At 61.1% G+C, this 17,151-nt stretch carries 15 protein-coding genes; 8 read left to right on the top strand and 7 right to left on the bottom strand.

Annotated features, from left to right (window positions below; translation table 11 throughout):
- The first annotated feature begins 5 nt into the window (after window positions 1-5).
- Together M0D64_RS28880 and M0D64_RS44940 are read left to right on the top strand one after the other, a co-directional pair.
- Window positions 6-836 (top strand): transglutaminase family protein, encoded by an 831-nt coding sequence (locus M0D64_RS28880; protein WP_266260260.1) that lies wholly within the window; start codon window positions 6-8, stop codon window positions 834-836.
- An 81-nt stretch (window positions 837-917) separates the two neighbouring features.
- Window positions 918-1,193, top strand: a complete 276-nt coding sequence (locus M0D64_RS44940) for a DUF883 domain-containing protein (protein ID WP_308102514.1) — start codon at window positions 918-920, stop codon at window positions 1,191-1,193.
- A gap of 64 nt (window positions 1,194-1,257) precedes the next feature.
- Here M0D64_RS44940 and M0D64_RS28870 read toward each other — a convergent pair whose 3' ends face one another.
- Window positions 1,258-3,495 (bottom strand): NADP-dependent isocitrate dehydrogenase, encoded by a 2,238-nt coding sequence (locus M0D64_RS28870; protein ID WP_266260259.1) that lies wholly within the window; start codon window positions 3,493-3,495, stop codon window positions 1,258-1,260.
- A 243-nt stretch (window positions 3,496-3,738) separates the two neighbouring features.
- Between M0D64_RS28870 and aspA the strand changes: the two genes are divergently transcribed.
- The 3 genes from aspA (at window position 3,739) to M0D64_RS28855 (ending at window position 8,626) form a co-directional block, all read left to right on the top strand.
- Complete coding sequence (gene aspA, locus M0D64_RS28865; protein WP_266260258.1) at window positions 3,739-5,166, top strand: aspartate ammonia-lyase; 1,428 nt, start codon at window positions 3,739-3,741, stop codon at window positions 5,164-5,166.
- 116 nt (window positions 5,167-5,282) lie between these two features.
- Window positions 5,283-6,575 (top strand): dicarboxylate/amino acid:cation symporter, encoded by a 1,293-nt coding sequence (locus M0D64_RS28860; protein WP_266260257.1) that lies wholly within the window; start codon window positions 5,283-5,285, stop codon window positions 6,573-6,575.
- An 89-nt stretch (window positions 6,576-6,664) separates the two neighbouring features.
- Window positions 6,665-8,626 carry an enterotoxin gene (locus tag M0D64_RS28855; RefSeq protein WP_266260255.1) on the top strand — a complete coding sequence of 654 codons (1,962 nt, stop codon included), beginning with the start codon at window positions 6,665-6,667 and terminating at the stop codon, window positions 8,624-8,626.
- A gap of 58 nt (window positions 8,627-8,684) precedes the next feature.
- Here the strand turns inward: M0D64_RS28855 and M0D64_RS28850 are convergent, their stop codons facing one another.
- A complete protein-coding gene (locus M0D64_RS28850) occupies window positions 8,685-10,541 on the bottom strand; it encodes a beta-galactosidase (protein WP_266260254.1) in 1,857 nt (618 codons plus the stop codon).
- Between the two features lie 253 nt (window positions 10,542-10,794).
- On the opposite strand from M0D64_RS28850, the gene M0D64_RS28845 reads away from it, so the two are divergent.
- Window positions 10,795-11,484, top strand: a complete 690-nt coding sequence (locus M0D64_RS28845; RefSeq protein WP_266240931.1) for an oxidoreductase — start codon at window positions 10,795-10,797, stop codon at window positions 11,482-11,484.
- A gap of 35 nt (window positions 11,485-11,519) precedes the next feature.
- Here the strand turns inward: M0D64_RS28845 and aroE are convergent, their stop codons facing one another.
- From aroE to M0D64_RS28820, 5 genes are read right to left on the bottom strand one after another with little or no spacing between them, the layout of a single operon-like run.
- Window positions 11,520-12,353 carry a shikimate dehydrogenase gene (gene aroE, locus M0D64_RS28840; protein WP_266260252.1) on the bottom strand — a complete coding sequence of 278 codons (834 nt, stop codon included), beginning with the start codon at window positions 12,351-12,353 and terminating at the stop codon, window positions 11,520-11,522.
- The gene (locus M0D64_RS28835; RefSeq protein ID WP_266260251.1) at window positions 12,353-13,573 is read right to left on the bottom strand and encodes a CaiB/BaiF CoA-transferase family protein; all 1,221 of its coding nucleotides are present in this window, start codon (window positions 13,571-13,573) and stop codon (window positions 12,353-12,355) included. The genes aroE and M0D64_RS28835 overlap by 1 nt, the downstream gene beginning before the upstream one ends.
- The gene (locus tag M0D64_RS28830; protein WP_093635361.1) at window positions 13,573-14,031 is read right to left on the bottom strand and encodes a MaoC family dehydratase; all 459 of its coding nucleotides are present in this window, start codon (window positions 14,029-14,031) and stop codon (window positions 13,573-13,575) included. The genes M0D64_RS28835 and M0D64_RS28830 overlap by 1 nt, the downstream gene beginning before the upstream one ends.
- Window position 14,032: 1 nt before the next feature.
- Window positions 14,033-14,425, bottom strand: a complete 393-nt coding sequence (locus M0D64_RS28825) for a VOC family protein (protein WP_266260249.1) — start codon at window positions 14,423-14,425, stop codon at window positions 14,033-14,035.
- Window positions 14,422-15,372, bottom strand: coding sequence for a ketopantoate reductase family protein (locus tag M0D64_RS28820; RefSeq protein WP_266260248.1), 951 nt, complete (start codon window positions 15,370-15,372; stop codon window positions 14,422-14,424). Before M0D64_RS28820 ends, M0D64_RS28825 begins: the two co-directional genes overlap by 4 nt.
- A 95-nt stretch (window positions 15,373-15,467) precedes the next feature.
- Between M0D64_RS28820 and M0D64_RS28815 the strand changes: the two genes are divergently transcribed.
- Window positions 15,468-16,373 (top strand): LysR family transcriptional regulator, encoded by a 906-nt coding sequence (locus M0D64_RS28815; RefSeq protein WP_266260247.1) that lies wholly within the window; start codon window positions 15,468-15,470, stop codon window positions 16,371-16,373.
- A 260-nt stretch (window positions 16,374-16,633) separates the two neighbouring features.
- Window positions 16,634-17,151, top strand: a 518-nt coding sequence (locus M0D64_RS28810; protein ID WP_266260245.1) for a porin, incomplete at its 3' end; no start/stop codon positions are given.

The following is a 17,151-nucleotide window of genomic DNA, read 5'->3' as shown; positions in this document are numbered from 1 at the left end:
CGGCCATGCGTATCGCTATTCGCCACACCTCGCACTATCAGTACGAGCAGCCGGTCCCTTATGCGTTGCAACGTCTGAGGTTGCGTCCGCAGTCTTGCCCTGGGCAGACCGTTATCGACTGGCAGGTCACGGTCGACGGCGTCGAGCCGAACGTCTCTTACGTGGACGGTCTGGGTAACCATGTCGATTTCGTGCGGCACGAGCGCAACAAGCGCGAGATCGTCATCGTGGCGCAGGGAACGATCGACACGGAATACCGGGCCGGCATCTTCGGCGCGGTCGATGGCCTTACCCCGCCTTGGGTCTTCGAGCGGGAGACGCCGCTGACGCGGGCTGGCGAACGAATCAAGGCGCTGGCCGCAGACCTGCGCACCGAAGACGAGCCGCTCCAGTCGCTGCATGCGTTGATGAATACGATCCACGACCGGATCGCCTATCAGCCCGGCATGACCGACGTGAGCACGGATGCAGAGACGGCTTTGCTCAACCACCACGGGGTCTGTCAGGACCACGCGCACGTTTTTATCGCCGTGGCGCGAGCGCTCCATATGCCGGCCCGCTACGTCTCGGGCTATCTGTTGATGGACGGTGTCGCGATGCAGACGGCGAGCCACGCATGGGCGGAGGCGTATCTCGACGGACTCGGTTGGGTGGGCTTCGATGCGGCCAACAATACGTGTCCGGATGAGCGCTATGTGCGCATCGCCACTGGCCTCGACTATCGCGACGCGATGCCCGTATCCGGTATTCGCACCGGGCAGGGTGCTGAGACGCTTACTGTCGAACTCAGCGTTTTGCCGGTCCAGGGTCAAAGCCAGAGTCAGAGTCAAAGCTGACGGACCGATGTAACGCCTCATCAGCGGTCGCGCTGATAAGGAATGCGTAGATGTTCTTAACCACGCTTGCAGGGAGGCAGTATGTCAAATTTCGGTAGCGCAGTGAGCGACATCAATGGCTCGTCGGAAGACGTCGCACACGCTTCCAGCGTGGACGCGGAGCCGGTGTCCGGCAAGGTGCGCGCGCGTCTTAAGCGCGCGAAACAGAAGGCGGCCGATGCGCAGGTCATCGTCATCGAGACGGGGCGCAAGTCTGCTCGGGCTGCCAACGACTATGCGCATGACCGTCCGTGGACGACGGCCGGTGTGGCCCTGGGTGTCGGCGTACTGATCGGTTTGTTGATCGGTCGAAAATAGTCCGCCGGGTTACCGGCACATCTATCCGTCGAGTCGCCCTGATTGACAGGGCGACCGGACCCTCTTAACCCTGCGTAGCCGCCAGTGCGGCGTTCAGCGTCTTGCTCGGACGCATTACATCGGCCAGCATTTCGGCGTCAGGCCGGTAATAGCCACCGATGTCCGCCGGCTTGCCTTGCACGGCTGACAATTCGTCCACGATGATCTGCTCGTTGTCAGTCAGTTGCTTGGCCAGCGGTGCAAACTGTGCGGCAAGCGCGGCGCTTTCGGTTTGCGCCGCCAATTCCTGAGCCCAGTACAGGGCGAGATAAAACTGGCTGCCGCGGTTGTCCAACTGACCGGTCTTGGGCGACGGGTTTTTGTTCTTGTCCAGCAGTTTGCCCGTGGCCGCATCCAGCGTTTTAGCCAGAATTCTCGCCTTGTCGTTGTCGGTCTTGATGCCCAACTCTTCCAGTGACACGGCGAGTGCCAGGAATTCACCCAACGAATCCCAGCGCAGATGGTTTTCTTCCACGAGTTGCTTGACATGCTTGGGCGCCGAGCCGCCGGCACCGGTTTCGTACATACCGCCGCCTGCCATCAGGGGAACGATGGATAGCATTTTTGCACTCGTGCCGAGCTCCATGATAGGGAAAAGGTCGGTGAGGTAGTCGCGCAGGATGTTGCCCGTGACCGAGATGGTATCGAGGCCGCGAATGACACGCTCCAGCGTGTAACGCATGGCGCGCACCTGCGACATGATCTGAATGTCCAGGCCCGTGGTGTCGTGGTCCTTGAGGTAGGCCTCGACCTTCTTGATCACCTCGGCTTCGTGCGGGCGGTACGGGTCCAGCCAGAAGATGGCCGGCATGCCGGAGTTGCGGGCGCGCGTGACGGCCAGCTTGACCCAGTCGCGGATCGGCGCGTCCTTGACCTGGCACATGCGCCAGATGTCGCCTTCCTCAACGTTCTGCGTGAGCAGTACTTCGCCGGTGGCGAGGTCGACGATGCGCGCTTCGCCCGCTTCGGGGACTTCAAAGGTCTTGTCGTGCGAGCCGTATTCCTCGGCCTGCTGGGCCATCAACCCGACATTGGGGACCGTGCCCATCGTGACGGGGTCGAAGTTGCCGTTGGTTTTGCAGAAGTTGATGATCTCCTGGTAGATGCGGGCGAACGTGCTTTCCGGGATCACCGCCTTGGTGTCCTTCGGACGGCCGTCGGCGCCCCACATCTTGCCGCCGATGCGGATCATGGCCGGCATCGAGGCGTCCACGATCACGTCGTTGGGCGCATGCAGGTTGGAGATACCCTTGGCTGAGTCCACCATCGCCAGTTCGGGGCGATGCTCGTGGCAGGCGTGCATATCGCGGATGATTTCTTCGCGCTTCGAGCTGGGCAGGCTTTCCAGCTTGTCGTACAAATTGACGAGACCGTTGTTGACGTTCACACCCAGTTCGTCGAACAGCTTGCCGTGCTTCTCGAAGGCTTCCTTGTAGAAAATCTTCACCGCGTGGCCGAAGACAATGGGGTGCGAAACCTTCATCATCGTCGCCTTGACGTGCAGCGACAGCATGACGCCAGTCTTGCGGGCGTCTTCCATCTGCTCTTCGTAGAAGTCGCACAGCGCCTTCTTGCTCATGAACATGCTGTCGATGATCTCGCCGTCCAGCAGCGACACCTTGGGCTTGAGCACAATGGCTTTACCGCTTTGTGTCAGCAATTCCATCTTCACGTCGCGGGCGTGGTCCACCGTCATGGACTTTTCGCCATGGTAGAAATCGCCGTGCTTCATGTGAGCCACGTGGGTGCGCGAAGCCATGCTCCACTCGCCCATGCTGTGCGGGTTCTTGCGGGCATAGTTTTTTACGGCGGCGGGCGCGCGGCGGTCCGAGTTGCCCTCGCGCAGTACCGGATTGACAGCGCTGCCGAGGCACCTGGAATAGCGTTGGCGGATGGCTTTCTCAACGTCGGTTTTCGGCTCTTCAGGGAAATCCGGCACCGCGTAGCCCTTGGCCTGCAGCTCCTTGATCGCGCCGACCAGCTGATGGACTGAGGCGCTGATGTTGGGCAGCTTGATGATATTGGTGTCGGGCAGGAGGGTGAGGCGGCCGAGTTCGGACAGGCTGTCGGGCACCCGTTGCGCCTCGGTCAGAAATTCGGGGAACTCGCCCAGGATGCGGCCCGCGAGGGAGATGTCGCTGGTGGTGACGTCGATGCCGGCCGCCGCGGTGAACGTGCGGACGACGGGCAGGAAGGCGCTGGTCGCTAGCAGCGGGGCCTCATCGGTCAGGGTGTAGATGATTGTCGGTTGCTGGGTGCTCATCGCTTGCCTCAAGATCGGGAAACCTGTTTTGGATGTCACCGGCCGCGTCACAAACCGGCATTCGTGTTCGAATTCTGCCTGATTTCGGTTTCGCCATCATGTAATTTCCGACAAACCCGGCTGACCTATGCGTGGACTGGCGCGGGTCATGAAAAATTAGCATGACGGTCGCGCTGGATTTTTGTTTCCTCCATATAGGTGCAAGGGTGTCTTCAACCTCCATCCCGCGTGAGGAACATGTCTATGGCCGCTGAAATCTTCTTTAGAACCGAACATGATCTGCTTGGCGATCGTGACGTTCCCGCTCACGTCTACTATGGGGTTCACACGCTACGCGCGCTGGAAAATTTCCCGATTACCGGTTCGCCGATCTCGGTATACCCGGAGTTGATCAAGGCACTGGCTTGCATCAAACAGGCCGCCGCACAGGCGAATCATGAACTGGGTCTGCTCGACGCGACGCGTTGTGACGCCATCGTCGGCGCCTGCGCTGAATTGCTGGAAGGCAAGCTGCATGATCAGTTTGTGGTTGACGTCATTCAGGGCGGCGCGGGGACATCGACCAACATGAATGCGAACGAGGTGATTGCCAACCGCGCGCTCGAACTGTTAGGGAAGAAGAAAGGCGAATACCAGTATTTGCACCCGAATGAGCAGGTCAACATTGGCCAGAGCACCAACGATGTGTACCCTTCGGCCCTGAAAGTCGCGACATGGTTCGGCATTCTGAGTCTCATCAACGCGATGGCCGTTTTGCGGCGCGCTTTCGAAGCAAAGTCGCTGGAGTTCAAGGACGTTCTGAAAATGGGACGTACGCAATTGCAGGATGCGGTGCCGATGACGCTCGGCCAGGAGTTCAGCACCTACGCCGTGATGCTCGGAGAGGATGAGGAGCGGCTTCGGGAGGCGGCGCTGCTGATCTGTGAAATCAACATGGGCGCGACCGCGATCGGAACGGGCATTACCGCGCATCCCGATTACGCACCGCTGATCCTGAAGCATCTCAAGGAAATTACCGGCATTCCGCTTGTCACGGCACCCAACCTCATAGAAGCGACGCAGGACTGTGGCGCTTTCGTTCAGTTGTCCGGCGTGCTCAAGCGCGTGGCAGTCAAGCTTTCAAAAACCTGCAACGACTTGCGTCTGCTCTCCAGCGGTCCCCGTGCGGGTCTTGGGGAAATCAATCTCCCGCCCATGCAGGCTGGCTCGAGCATCATGCCAGGGAAGGTCAACCCAGTCATTCCCGAGGTCGTGAACCAGATTGCGTTCGAGGTCATCGGCAACGATGTCACCGTGAGTTTCGCGGCCGAGGCAGGTCAGCTCCAGTTGAATGCGTTCGAGCCGATCATCGCGCACAGCCTGTTCAAGAGCGTGACCCACCTGCGCAACGGCTGCCTGACACTCGCCGAGCGCTGTGTCAAAGGCATTACCGCCAACGAGGCGCACTTGCGCGCGTCGGTCGAGAACTCGATCGGCATCGTGACGGCACTCAATCCGTACATCGGCTACGCCAACGCGACATCCGTCGCGATGGAGGCACATGCCACGGGCGGACGCGTCTACGACATCGTGCTCGCGAGGGGGCTGTTGTCCGAGCAACAGCTCGACGAGATCCTCAAGCCCGAGGTACTCACGCAGCCCACGCCGCTTCATATCCCGCCGAAGCAGTAAAAGCGATCTGACCGTATGAAGCACCCGGTGTCGAGCCGGGAGACGACGCGTTGCCCAGGTACTAATTGATTGATGCTCAACCCACGATCTAGCGCAGTTGCCGGAGACAGGAATTCATGAAGACGAACAAGCTTACGACGTGGATCATGGTCGCCATGGTTCTGGGTGTTGCTGTGGGTTACCTTTGCAACATCAACGCACCCGACGCAAAGGCCGCCAAGGCGATCGCCGGTTATTTCTCGATTGCCACAGATGTGTTCCTGCGTCTGATAAAAATGGTCATCGCGCCGCTGGTGTTCGCGACCCTGGTGGGGGGCATCGCCAGCATGGGGGACTCGTCCGCCGTCGGTCGCATGGGCGCCAAGGCAATGGGGTGGTTCATCTCCGCCTCGGTGGTATCGCTGCTGTTCGGTATGCTGTTCGTGAACGTCCTGCAGCCGGGCCACGCGCTTAACCTGCCTCTGCCGGACATCGCCGCCACGACCAATCTGCAGACCTCCACGCTGAACCTGAAGGACTTTGTCACCCACGTTTTCCCCAGGAGCGTGTTCGAGGCGATGTCCCAGAACGAGGTGCTGCAGATTCTGGTCTTCTCGCTGTTCTTCGGTTTCGCCATCGCGTCGTTCAAGGGCCGCGCCGGCCAGCATCTGCTCGCGCCGATCGACGACCTGGGCAAGACGATGCTGCGCGTTACCGACTACGTGATGCGCTTTGCCCCACTCGGCGTATTCGGGGCGGTGGCCGCCGCGATCACCGTTCAGGGCATCGGCGTGCTCGTGACCTACGGCAGGTTCATCGGCGAGTTCTACGTGGCCCTGCTGGTGCTGTGGGCGGCATTGATCGGAGCGGGCTATCTGTTCCTTGGCGCACGCGTATTTACGCTGCTCAAGCTGGTCAAGCAGCCAACCATCCTGGCTTTCTCGACCGCCAGCAGCGAGGCCGCCTATCCCTCGGTCATGGAGCAACTGAAGAAGTTCGGTGTACCCGACAAGATCACCGGCTTCGTGTTGCCGCTCGGCTATTCGTTCAACCTCGATGGCTCGATGATGTACTCCGCCTTCGCGTCGCTGTTCATCGCCCAGGCCTACAACATCCAGCTCAGCCTGACGGAGCAGATCACCATGCTGCTGGTGCTGATGATCACGAGCAAGGGCATCGCCGGTGTGCCGCGGGCGTCCATCGTCGTGGTGGCTGCCGTTCTGCCGATGTTCAAGCTGCCCGAGGCCGGCGTTCTGCTGATCCTCGGCATCGACCAGTTTCTCGACATGGGCCGCACGGCGACCAACGTGATCGGCAATAGCATCGCCACCGTGGTGGTGGCCAAGTCGGAAGGCTTGCTCGGCGTCACGCGCGATGTCGACGAGGACGACATGCTAGAGCCGCCTGAGCAGAACGCCCTGGCGAACTAGGCCGGAGCCGGGTTCGCCGGCAGGCTTGGACGCGCTGGGCCGTTGCCGGTACTCTATGGACGTTGCTCCTGCTCGAGACAGGCCTCTCAATGCGCGTCAACGATGCTTTCCCCACGCAAGCCGGCATGCCCGTGTTCCAGACGACGGGTGATGCCTGCTCATTCGGTAACGACGCGCTCGCGTTGCGCTGGACCGTCAGGGACGAACGTCTCGCCGATTTCTCACTGATGGATTTCGCGGGGCAACGCACGCTGCCCATCGTGGCGCCATTCGCGCTATTGCTCGATGACGGAAGGTCTGTTGGCGTGGCCGAGCTGAGAATCCATGCGCCGCTGAACGAAACCGCGCTCGCACCCAACCCCCACGCGTCCCGCCTGGCTGAACGAATCGCAGGCCGACGCGTGAGTGCCACACTCGTCGACGCTCAAGGCCGTCTGAAGGTGGAGTGGAGTGTGGAGCAGCGCGAAGGCTCACGATACCTGCGCGAAAAGCTAGCGATTACAGCGCTTCTTCGGGACGAAAATATCGCCGTCGTTTCATTGCTGGAGACGCGTGCTGCTGACGCGCAGGCCAGCAGCGAACTGAAGGGCACGCCTGTCATCGCGGGCAACTTCTTCCTAGGCTTCGAGCTGCCGCTGGCGGAAAGTCATGTGGACGGCGACAGCGTCAGCTTTACTCTGCAACGCGCATTGCCGCTGGAAAAGAACAGGACGCTGGTCTACTCCGCCGTGGCCGGCGTCGTGCGCGACGGCCAGTTGCGGCGCGACTTCGCCACCTATCTGGAACGGGAGCGGGCTCACCCGTACCGCCCGTTTCTGCACTACAACAGTTGGGGCGACATCGGCTACCTCACGCCGTACACACAGCAGCAAGCGCTGGAGCGCATCGAAACAATCGGCCGCGAGTTGCATGAAGCGCGCGGCGTGCAGATCGATTCGTTTCTGTTCGACGACGGCTGGGACGACCTTAGCGGCGGCTGGCATTTCAGCAAGGATTTTCCGCATGGCTTCGTTCCGCTGCGCGACGCTGCAGCACGATACGGCGCCGCGCCCGGCGTATGGCTGTCCCCGTGGGGTGGCTACGGAGCGCCGAAACAGGAGCGCGTAGCGCGCGGCCGTGCCGCCGGATATGAGGTCATCGATAACGGACTCGCGCTATCGGGGCCGAATTACTATCGACGCTTTCACGAAGTCGTGATGGCCTTGCTTGATGAGGACGGCGTCAACCAGTTCAAGTTCGACGGGACAGGCAACGCCGACACGGTGTTTCCAGGCAGCCTCTTCGATAGCGATTGGGACGCGGCGATCCAGCTCATCGAGCACATCCGCGCGGTCAAACCGGATACCTTCATCAATCTCACTACAGGGACGCATCCGTCGCCGTTCTGGTTGCGCTACGCGGACTCCATCTGGCGCGGTGGCAGGGACGACGATCTGGCCGGAACCGGCACTAACCGTGAGCGCTGGATTACGTACCGCGACGCGCAGACGTACCACAACGTCGTGGTGCGCAGTCCGCTCTTCCCGCTCAATTCGCTGATGCTGCACGGCATCCTCTTCGCGCAGTGCAATCCGCGCCTCAACACGTCGGCAGGCGATGATTTCGCCAACGAGGTGCGTTCCTACTTCGGCAGCGGCACGCAATTGCAGGAGCTATACATTACGCCGGTGCTGCTGGGCGAGTCCGACTGGGATGTGCTCGCGGAGGCCGCCAGATGGGCGCGCGAAAACGGCGATGTACTGCGCGACAGCCACTGGATCGGCGGGGCACCTGACCAGCTAGCGGTCTACGGTTGGGCAGCGTGGGCGCAGCACAAGTCGATCGTGACGCTTCGCAATCCGGACAGCCGCGCGCAACGCTTCACGCTGGATCTGCGGCGACACCTGGAGTTGCCGGCCGCGGCGGCGGCGCGCTTCAATGCACATAGCATTTGGCATGGAGGGGTTTCCGATATTCCAGCTTTGCTAGACGCTGACGTGCCGCAGGAAGTCCAACTCGCGCCGTTCGAAGTGCTTACGCTGGAACTGTTGCCGATCGTTGAAGCGGGGTAGTGATGCGGATGTGGCCGCATTGTTGCCGCATGCCCGGAATCGGCCCACGGCGCTCCCGCTAGGACAACGTATCCGCCAGTTCCACCGGCTTCGCCTGGATCTGGTGCAAGTCGAAGATAAGCACCTCGTTGTCACCTCGCACGAGCCACGGCGCGGGGCAATACAGGCGCTTTTGCGGACCGATATTCCAGTAGCGTCCGAGATTGTGCCCGTTGACCCAGACGACGCCCTTGGTCCAGTTGCTCATGTCAAGCCAGGTGTCGCCGACTTCATCCAGCCGCAAGCTTGCCTTGAAGAATAGCCCGGGCTTCAGCGGGTTCGCGCAGCTTCCCTTCAGGTTGGCGATAAACGTTTCATCCATCGGCAGCAGGAAGACTTCCCAGCCCTTGAGCATGGCGAACGACCCATCGGCGATTTTCATCCTGACCGGGTCGACCAGTCCTTTGCGGTCGACGAGCGCGGGGCCGAAGTTGACCCGCCCCATGCCCTCCACGAGGATCTCTAACGATACTGGGCCACCTGAGTTCGACTCGCGCTCCGGCAACGTCGAAGGTAGCGCGAGTGGCGTGCGATGCATCACGTGGAGCGGCTGTGCGTACTCCGGCGGTATTTGCGCCCTCGACACGCCGCCCGCGTAGCGTTCGCCGACGAAAACGGTCGCATAGTCATGAACACTGCTGATATCCAGCACACCACTCGCGTACTCTTGCAACTGCTTGCGGTACAGCACGAAGCCAAACGCCTGACCATAACTCTCGAAGGACTGTGGATCGATGCTCTGTTCGCGCGGCAGCGCCGCGGGCAGGTTGTCCCAGATCGACGCGTAGAGGGTTGGCATCAAAGCATCGACGCCTGTGCATTCGAGCGTGGCGATGGCGCCAGGGACATCGGGCAACGGCGCAGGCAGGTAGCCGCCGATGATGTCGCGGTACTTCATATACTTCGGTGTCGCCGCGCCCTGCTCGTTGATCGGCGCCGAATAGTCGTAGCTGGTGATGTCGGGCTGATAGTTGCCTGAATCATCCACGTTCGCGCCGGCATAGAAACCAAAGCTCGTACCGCCGTGAATGACATACAGATTGAACGACCGTTTCGACTGCATGAACGCGGTCAAGGTGTGCGAGAGGTCGTAGTTCAACCCTGCGAAACCCGGTTCACCCCAATGAGTGAGCCACCCTGGGTACACCTCACCGGCCATCGCGGGCACCGCGGGGAATTCCCGGCGGACGGTTGCGATTTGCGCCGCATCGCCATTGCTCAACGCAATCGCACCACCGCTTACCGTGGTGCGATTGCGTTCGAGTTGCAGGAGGCCATCTTCGGTGTAGAACGGCCCGGTTACACCTCCTTTGAGCCAAAGCTGCCTGAGCTCTTCGAGGTATGCCGGATTGCTCGCATACGAACCGAATTCATTTTCGATCTGGATCATCAGGATCGGTCCGCCGTTTTGGGTCAGCAACGGCTTAATACGTGGGACCAGTTCCTCGATGTAGCGAGCCACCGCCGCCATGTAACGAGCATCGGTGGCCGAGTCGGTCCTCAACTGGACGTCCGGATCGCTCAACAGGTAGGAAGGGAGCCCTCCCAGATCCCATTCGGCGCAGACGTAGGGCCCGGGGCGCAGCAGCACCCACATTCCTTCGGACTGGCACAGCCGGATGAAGGCCTCGATATCGCGGTTGCCGCTGCGGAAATCGAACACGCCCGGACGTGTCTCGTGGTAATTCCACATGATGTACAAGGCGATGCAGTTCATCCCCATCGCCTTGGCCATCCTGATTCGATGCTGCCAATACTCGCGCGGGATGCGGGCCGGGTGCATCTCGCCGCTGCGAATCTGGAACGGCTCGCCGTCGAGCAGGAAGTGTTCGCCGTCGGGGCTGAAAGAGAAGGTGTGGCCGCATTCGAGGTTCACGGTGCACTCACACTTTGGCGCCTGAGGCGCGGTTGAACTAAGCGAAGGGTGAAAACCAGCCAACGGCCACCTTTATCCGCATGGTTGTATACGTGGTATGCGCGTTGAACGCCTTGCTGGTGGATTTCTCGCGCCCTAACCTGAATCTGACATTCAGCGGTCCTTCGAACAGTTTCCTGGGCCGGCCATCTCATGCAATCCATACATCGACGAACTCCCGATTTCGGAAGACGAAGATCCTATTGGAGAAGACATGCACGACAACCTCCTCCCGGTCATCATCACACGGAAATGGCAACTTGCCGAGAGTTACCATGCCGTCGAACTTCAAGCCAGGTCCCGATCGGAGCTTCCGTCGTTTGACGATGGCGCTTGCATCACCCTTGTTCGGGACAACGTCATCTGCAAGGAAAGAATATATCCGCTGTGCTGTTTTACGTCCCGGCCGAGCGCATATGTGATCGCTGTGCGACAGGATGATGACGATACGGACGCAGAAACGGCTGACATCTCACTGAGTCAAGGAGACGAGGCGTTCATCGTAACGCCACGGAGTCCTACGGTTGTTTTAGACGATAGCACACGATCTATTCTTTTTGCTGGAGGCGTTGGCGCCGCATCGATAGCGGGAATCGCGAATCGGCTTGCCTTGGCAGGTCAAAAATTCGAGCTGCACAACTTCGCTCGATCACCTGAACGTGCAGTCTTTCGGAAAGAACTCGACGCGCTTAAAAGGGAAGGTGGGATCCATCACCATTTTGGCTTGAATGCTGACCGATTGGAGCAGACCACTTCGCACGCGATGAGCCCGGCACATGCGAACACTCAGATCTACTGCAGTGGCCCCCCAGCATTTATGGATCTTATCGAGCGGCAGGCCCGCGACTGGGTGTATCCGGCTAATATCCACAAAATTGTCTTGGGCGACAGAAAAAATTCATAGGCGCGTCTTTTCCCCGATATGGTGTCGGTTCAAGCTCAATCGAGCGGAACGGTAAGCCTGTCGATTACGGCATGCGTCTGGGGCCGTACGCCGCGCCACCAGGCGAATGCTTCCGCGGCTTGCTCCACCAGCATGCCGACACCGTCCGCGACGCCCGCCACGCCCGCATTGCGTGCGAGCCTCAGGAAAGGCGTCAGTCGCTTGCCGTAGGCGAGTTCATAGGCCACACCCGATGGGCTGAAAACGCTCGGCGGAACCGGCGGCAACTCGCCGGTGAGGCTGGCCGATGTCGCATTGACCACCAGGTCGAAGCGTCCCATCGTTTCAAGCTCGCCGTAGCCGCAGGCGACCAGGGGACTTCCGGCCGCGACTTGCGCTACCAGCGCCTTTACCTTGGAGACGTCCCTGTTTGCGATGACCAGTTCACCAGGCCGCGCCGCAATGAACGGTAGCAATGCGCCACGCACTGCGCCCCCCGCGCCAAGAACCAGCACGCGCTTGCCGGCCATCGGCAGGCTCAGGTTAACTTCGATGTCGCGCACCAGGCCGACACCGTCGAAGTTCTCGGCAACGATCCGGCCATCCTTGAAGCTCAACGCGTTGGCCGCGCCAGCGAGTGCGGCGCGCTCGCTGCGCTCATCGGCGATCGCGAACGCCTTCAGTTTGAACGGCGCGGTCACATTCATGCCTTTGCCGCCCCCCGCAACGAACGCACGTACGGTCCCGGCGAAGGCATCCTGCGGCTCGACTGGACCCTCGATGGCCGTATAGGACATATCCTGCTGCGTCTCTTGCGCAAAGAGGCCGTGGATCAATGGAGATTTCGTATGGCCGATTGGGTTGCCGATCACGGCGTACTGGTCAGTCATCACGGCCTCAGCTTTGAATACAGCACACCATCGGTTTGCATTGCGTCGATTTCGGCGGCACCGAAGCCGAGCGACTGCGCGACTTCCGCGTTGTGCTGACCGAGATCGGGCGCGACCTCGTGAATCGTCGTGTCGCAGTCGGAGAACCGGAACGGCAGGTTCGGCAGACGCAACTTCCCGTAACGCGGGTGCTCCTGCTCGACGACCATGCCTCGCGCGACGATCTGCGGATCGGTGAGCACTTCGTCGATGCGTTGCACCTTCGCGCAGGGCACGTCAATGGCATCGAGCAGGTCCAGCACCTGTGCGACCGGTTGGTTGGCCACCCAGGGCTTCACGATGGACAGAATCTCCAACCGGTTCGCATTGCGTCCCGCGACGGTGTGAAAACGCGTGTCAGTGCCGAAACCAGCGGGGCCGCCATGCGCTTCGATCAGCGCTGCGAAACGCTTCCACGCGTCGTCTACTTGCGCGGCGATCACAAGGTCGCCATCAGCGGCACGGAACACGCCGTAGAGCGTCGACGTCGGCATGTCGTGGCCGGTCTGTTCGGGGACGATGCCTTGCATCGTGTAGCACTGCACCGCGTATTCGTGCATCGACACCAGCGTGTCGTACAGCGCCATATCGATGTGCTGGCCCCGGCCGCTCGTCACGCGGCCGAGTAGCGCTGCGTTGATCGCCGCCACCGCGTGAATGCCGGTGTACATGTCGCCGAGCGAGATGCGCATCAGCGGCGGTGGCTCGCCGGGATTGCCGATCATCTGCATGATCCCGCTCTTCGCTTCGGCAATGAGGCCGAAGCCGGCGCGATGCGCGTCCGGCCCCGTATGGCCGTATGCAGAGATCGAGCAGTAGACGAGGCCCGGATTGCGCGCGGACAATTCGTCATAGCCGAGCCCGAGCTTGTTCAGCGCGCCGGGCCGATAGTTCTCGACAAACACGTCCGCCGAGTCGCACAGACGCTGCATGAATTCCTTGCCGCGCGAGTCCTTCATGTTGACGCTAACACCGCGTTTTCCCATGTTGAGCTGCAGGAAGTAGCCGCTTTGCTCATCATCGAGCACGGTGGCGTGCTGACGTCCAGCGTCGCCGCTGACCGGACGTTCGACCTTGATGACTTCGGCGCCGAGCGCTGCGAGGCAGCGCCCGACGTACGGGCCAGCCAGAAAATGGCTGTAGTCGACGACGCGAATACCTTCGAGAGGACGGGCTTGCATCAGAACGCTCCCGGCCGGCGCGGCACCATCAGACGATGTTCGCCGTGCTGGACAACCTGGCCATCCTGATTGATCAGATCGGAGGGCAGCACGACGATGCCCCAGTCTGGACGGCTTTTGCTCGCGCGCATCGCGCCCACGCGGAATTTCACGTGCAGTACGTCGTTGACCTTGATCGGCAGGTTGAAATCCCACGTCCAGCCGAGCGACATGCCGGGCAGGAAGCGATAAGTGCTTTGGGTCTTGAGGCCATCGGCAATAGACAAGCCGAACAGGCCGTGTGCGACGATCGAGCCGAAGTGGCTCGCGTTCGCGTATGCCTCGTCTACGTGGACCGGCGTGTGATCGCCAGTGAGATCGGCGTAGGCCAGAATGCGTTCTTTGGTCACCGTGTAAGTCGGGCTCACGCATTCGTCGCCTTCGCGGGCATCGTCCCAGTATTTATCGACGATCGTCATGTCACACCTCCGCGCGCGGATTGATGTCCAGTGCCCGCGCCACGCACGAGGCGGGCCTGGCCTGAATCAGTTCGACGGCGAGTCCGTCCGGCAGGCGCAACCAGTTGCGTCCCTGCGGCATTTCGCTGACGTCGTATCGATGCGCGGCGGCGAGCGCCGCCTCCATGTCTTCGCACATCACGCCGAGATGGCCGAGCCGGCCTTCAGGCGCGTCATGGTTGGGGTTATGGATGAGTTGCAGACCGCCGAGCGTCCAGTACTGCCGGGGTTCCTCGACCGTGCCGTCGACCTCGCGCATCGTCATGCCGAGCACGTCCTCGAAAAAACGGATATGCCAGTGAATATCTTTCACCCAGATGGCGACGTGCTCCAGATAGGCCTTGCTGCCGTTCATGCGGTTGTCTCCCTATGTTGTCGGTCGGTCATGGCGCGCTCGATGCCCTTGATGCAGGTCACCAGCGTCGCGTTGACCGGGGTCGGGACGCCGTGCCGTTGTCCCCAGCACACGACCGCGCCGTTGATAAAGTCGATTTCGGTGATGGAGCCCTTCTCGAGGCTTTGCAACATCGAGGTCTTGAAGGCAGGGGAGAGTCCTTCTCCGGCGAGCGTCCACGGGCGTTCGGGATTAGTGGTGGAGAGCTTCACACCGGCGGCGCGAGCGACCGCCATCGCCTCGGCGACCGCTGCGAGCGCGGTCGTCTTCAGAAGCGCTTCGTCGTAGAGTTGGCCGTACGTCAGGCCGGTGATGCCGGTCAGCGCGCCAGTCGCGACATTGACCAGCAGCTTGTCCCACATCGTGCCGACGATGTTGTCGCTGACCGTGGTGGCCAGTCCGGCAGCGTTGAAGGTGTCGGCGAGCGCCGTCGCGCGGGAGGTAATCCGGCCGTCGAGTTCGCCGATGTAGGTGGCCTTGCCGGCGACGCCTGACTCGATGTGGCCGGGGTTGCGCATCACGCCGCCAACGTACGTCTTGCCAGCCAGCACGCGTTCGCGCCCCACGATGCCGGCGAGCACATCTTCGTGCCCCAGGCCGTTCTGTAACGACAGGACCAGCGTTTCGGGTCCGATCAGCTCCAGTGCGCCGCGCATCGCGGCATCGGTGTGAAACGATTTGACCAGCACGACGACCAGATCGACGACACCGGCCTCGGCCGCCTGTGTCGCCGCGCGGACCTTCACGCGACGAGAACCCTCCGCATCGTCCACCTGTAGTCCGTCACACCTCATCGCCTCCACATGCACCACCGAACGGTTCAGCAACCAGACCTCGTTGCCGCCTTCGGTCAGCGCCGCGCCAATGGCACAGCCCAGCGCCCCAGCACCCAGAATCGCAATCTTCACTGCCGTCTCCTTAACTTGGAGACCAAGATACGGGCCGACGCTCATATCGGCAATGCAATGAATACAATGATGTCATTGCGGAGGGCAATAATCCTATGAACTCGACCGAACTTCCTGATCTGAAACTTCTACAACTTTTCGACCTTCTGTACGACGCCCGCAGCGTCACGCGTGTGGCCGAGCAGCTCGGACAAAGTCAGCCGACGATTAGCATCTGGCTCGGGCGTTTGCGGGAGCATCTGCAGGACCCCTTGTTCATACGTACATCTGGCGGTATGGCGCCGACGCCGCAAGCCGATGCGCTGATCGGTCCGTGCCGGGAGATTCTCGAATCGCTGCGACGCTTCGCTGCGTGGGAGATCGCGTTCGATCCAGCCACCGCGAAGCGGCGGTTCCGCATCTGCATGACCGACGCCAGCCACATAACATTGCTTCCACGATTGCTGGCGCACGTACGCGTGCAGGCGCCGGGCCTGCGCCTCGAAGCGACGAGGATTGACGGCAATACGGAGCGGGCGCTGGAATCCGGTGAGGCCGACCTTGCGATCGGCCATGTGCCCTGGCTTGGCGGTGGGATTTACCAGCAGCAGCTATACCTGCAGGACTGGGTCTGTCTGGCGAATCGCCGTCACCCGAGGTTAGGCACCAAACTCGGCCTGAAGCACTATCGCGTGGAGGGACATGTCACGATCACTGCGGGGACGGGAGCGCAACTGCTCGAACAGGCGCTGATCCGTGAGCATATCGATCGCGACGTGGTGCTGGAGTTACCGGGTTTCCTCGGGCTCGGGGCGATCATCAAGAGTACCGACCTGATCGCCACGCTGCCGCGACACATCGGTGAGACGCTGGCAAAGGTCAATGATCTGGCGGTCCATCCGTGTCCGGTTCCTGTGGATGGTTTTGCCGTTCGGCAGCACTGGCACGCCAGATATCACCACGAAGCGGGCAACCGTTGGCTGCGTGGTCTGGTGGTGCAGTTGTTCGGAACCTCGGGCTGATCAGGCCGGCCGCGCTAACTCAATCAAAATCGCACCAGAAAAAAACTAACTAGATCGTACAAATGCGTATAAACCCCGAAAGACATCGGATCGCGTTTGAACGACACTTCGTGCTGGTTTGGAGATCCAGGCGTCACTCAGTGCTCACCCCTCTTCGCATTTGCACCGGCATGCTGAGCCGGCTAGCTCTGCACACCTTGGATTAGCGGGGCGATTACGGGTGTTAGAGATTGAGAAAAGATTTTTAAAGAGGAGCAGAAATGAAAAAGGTAATAGCAACCTCGGCCCTTGGGTTGGTCGCCCTCGGCGCACACGCCCAGAGCAGTGTGACGCTGTACGGGATCGTCGATGCGGGGATCGGTTATCAGAGCAGCCAGACGTCGCTTGGTTCAACGAGTGGCGGCCGCTCGGTGATCAAGATGGTGAACGGCATCTGGGCGGGCAGCCGCTTCGGTTTGAAGGGCTCCGAAGATCTGGGCGGCGGCACGAAGGCGATCTTCCAGTTGGAAGAAGGCTTTAACAGTGCAACCGGCGCACAGGCCGTCTCCGGTCTGGCGTTCAACCGGCAGGCGTACGTCGGCGTGGCCAACGCCACCTACGGCTCGTTCACGGCCGGCCGTCAATACACGTCGTACTACACGCTGCTGTCGCCTTATAGCCCGACCACGTGGCTGACGGGCGCGTACGGCGCACACCCGGGCGATATCGATTCGCTGGATACGCTGTACCGCGTGAATAACTCGCTGGTGTACACGTCGCCGAGCATGTATGGCCTGAC

It is taken from the genome of Paraburkholderia sp. WS6, assembly GCF_030464835.1.
Taxonomy (GTDB): domain Bacteria; phylum Pseudomonadota; class Gammaproteobacteria; order Burkholderiales; family Burkholderiaceae; genus Paraburkholderia; species Paraburkholderia madseniana.
Note: the sequence above shows the minus strand (reverse complement) of the source record. Positions and strands in the feature narration are given on the sequence as shown.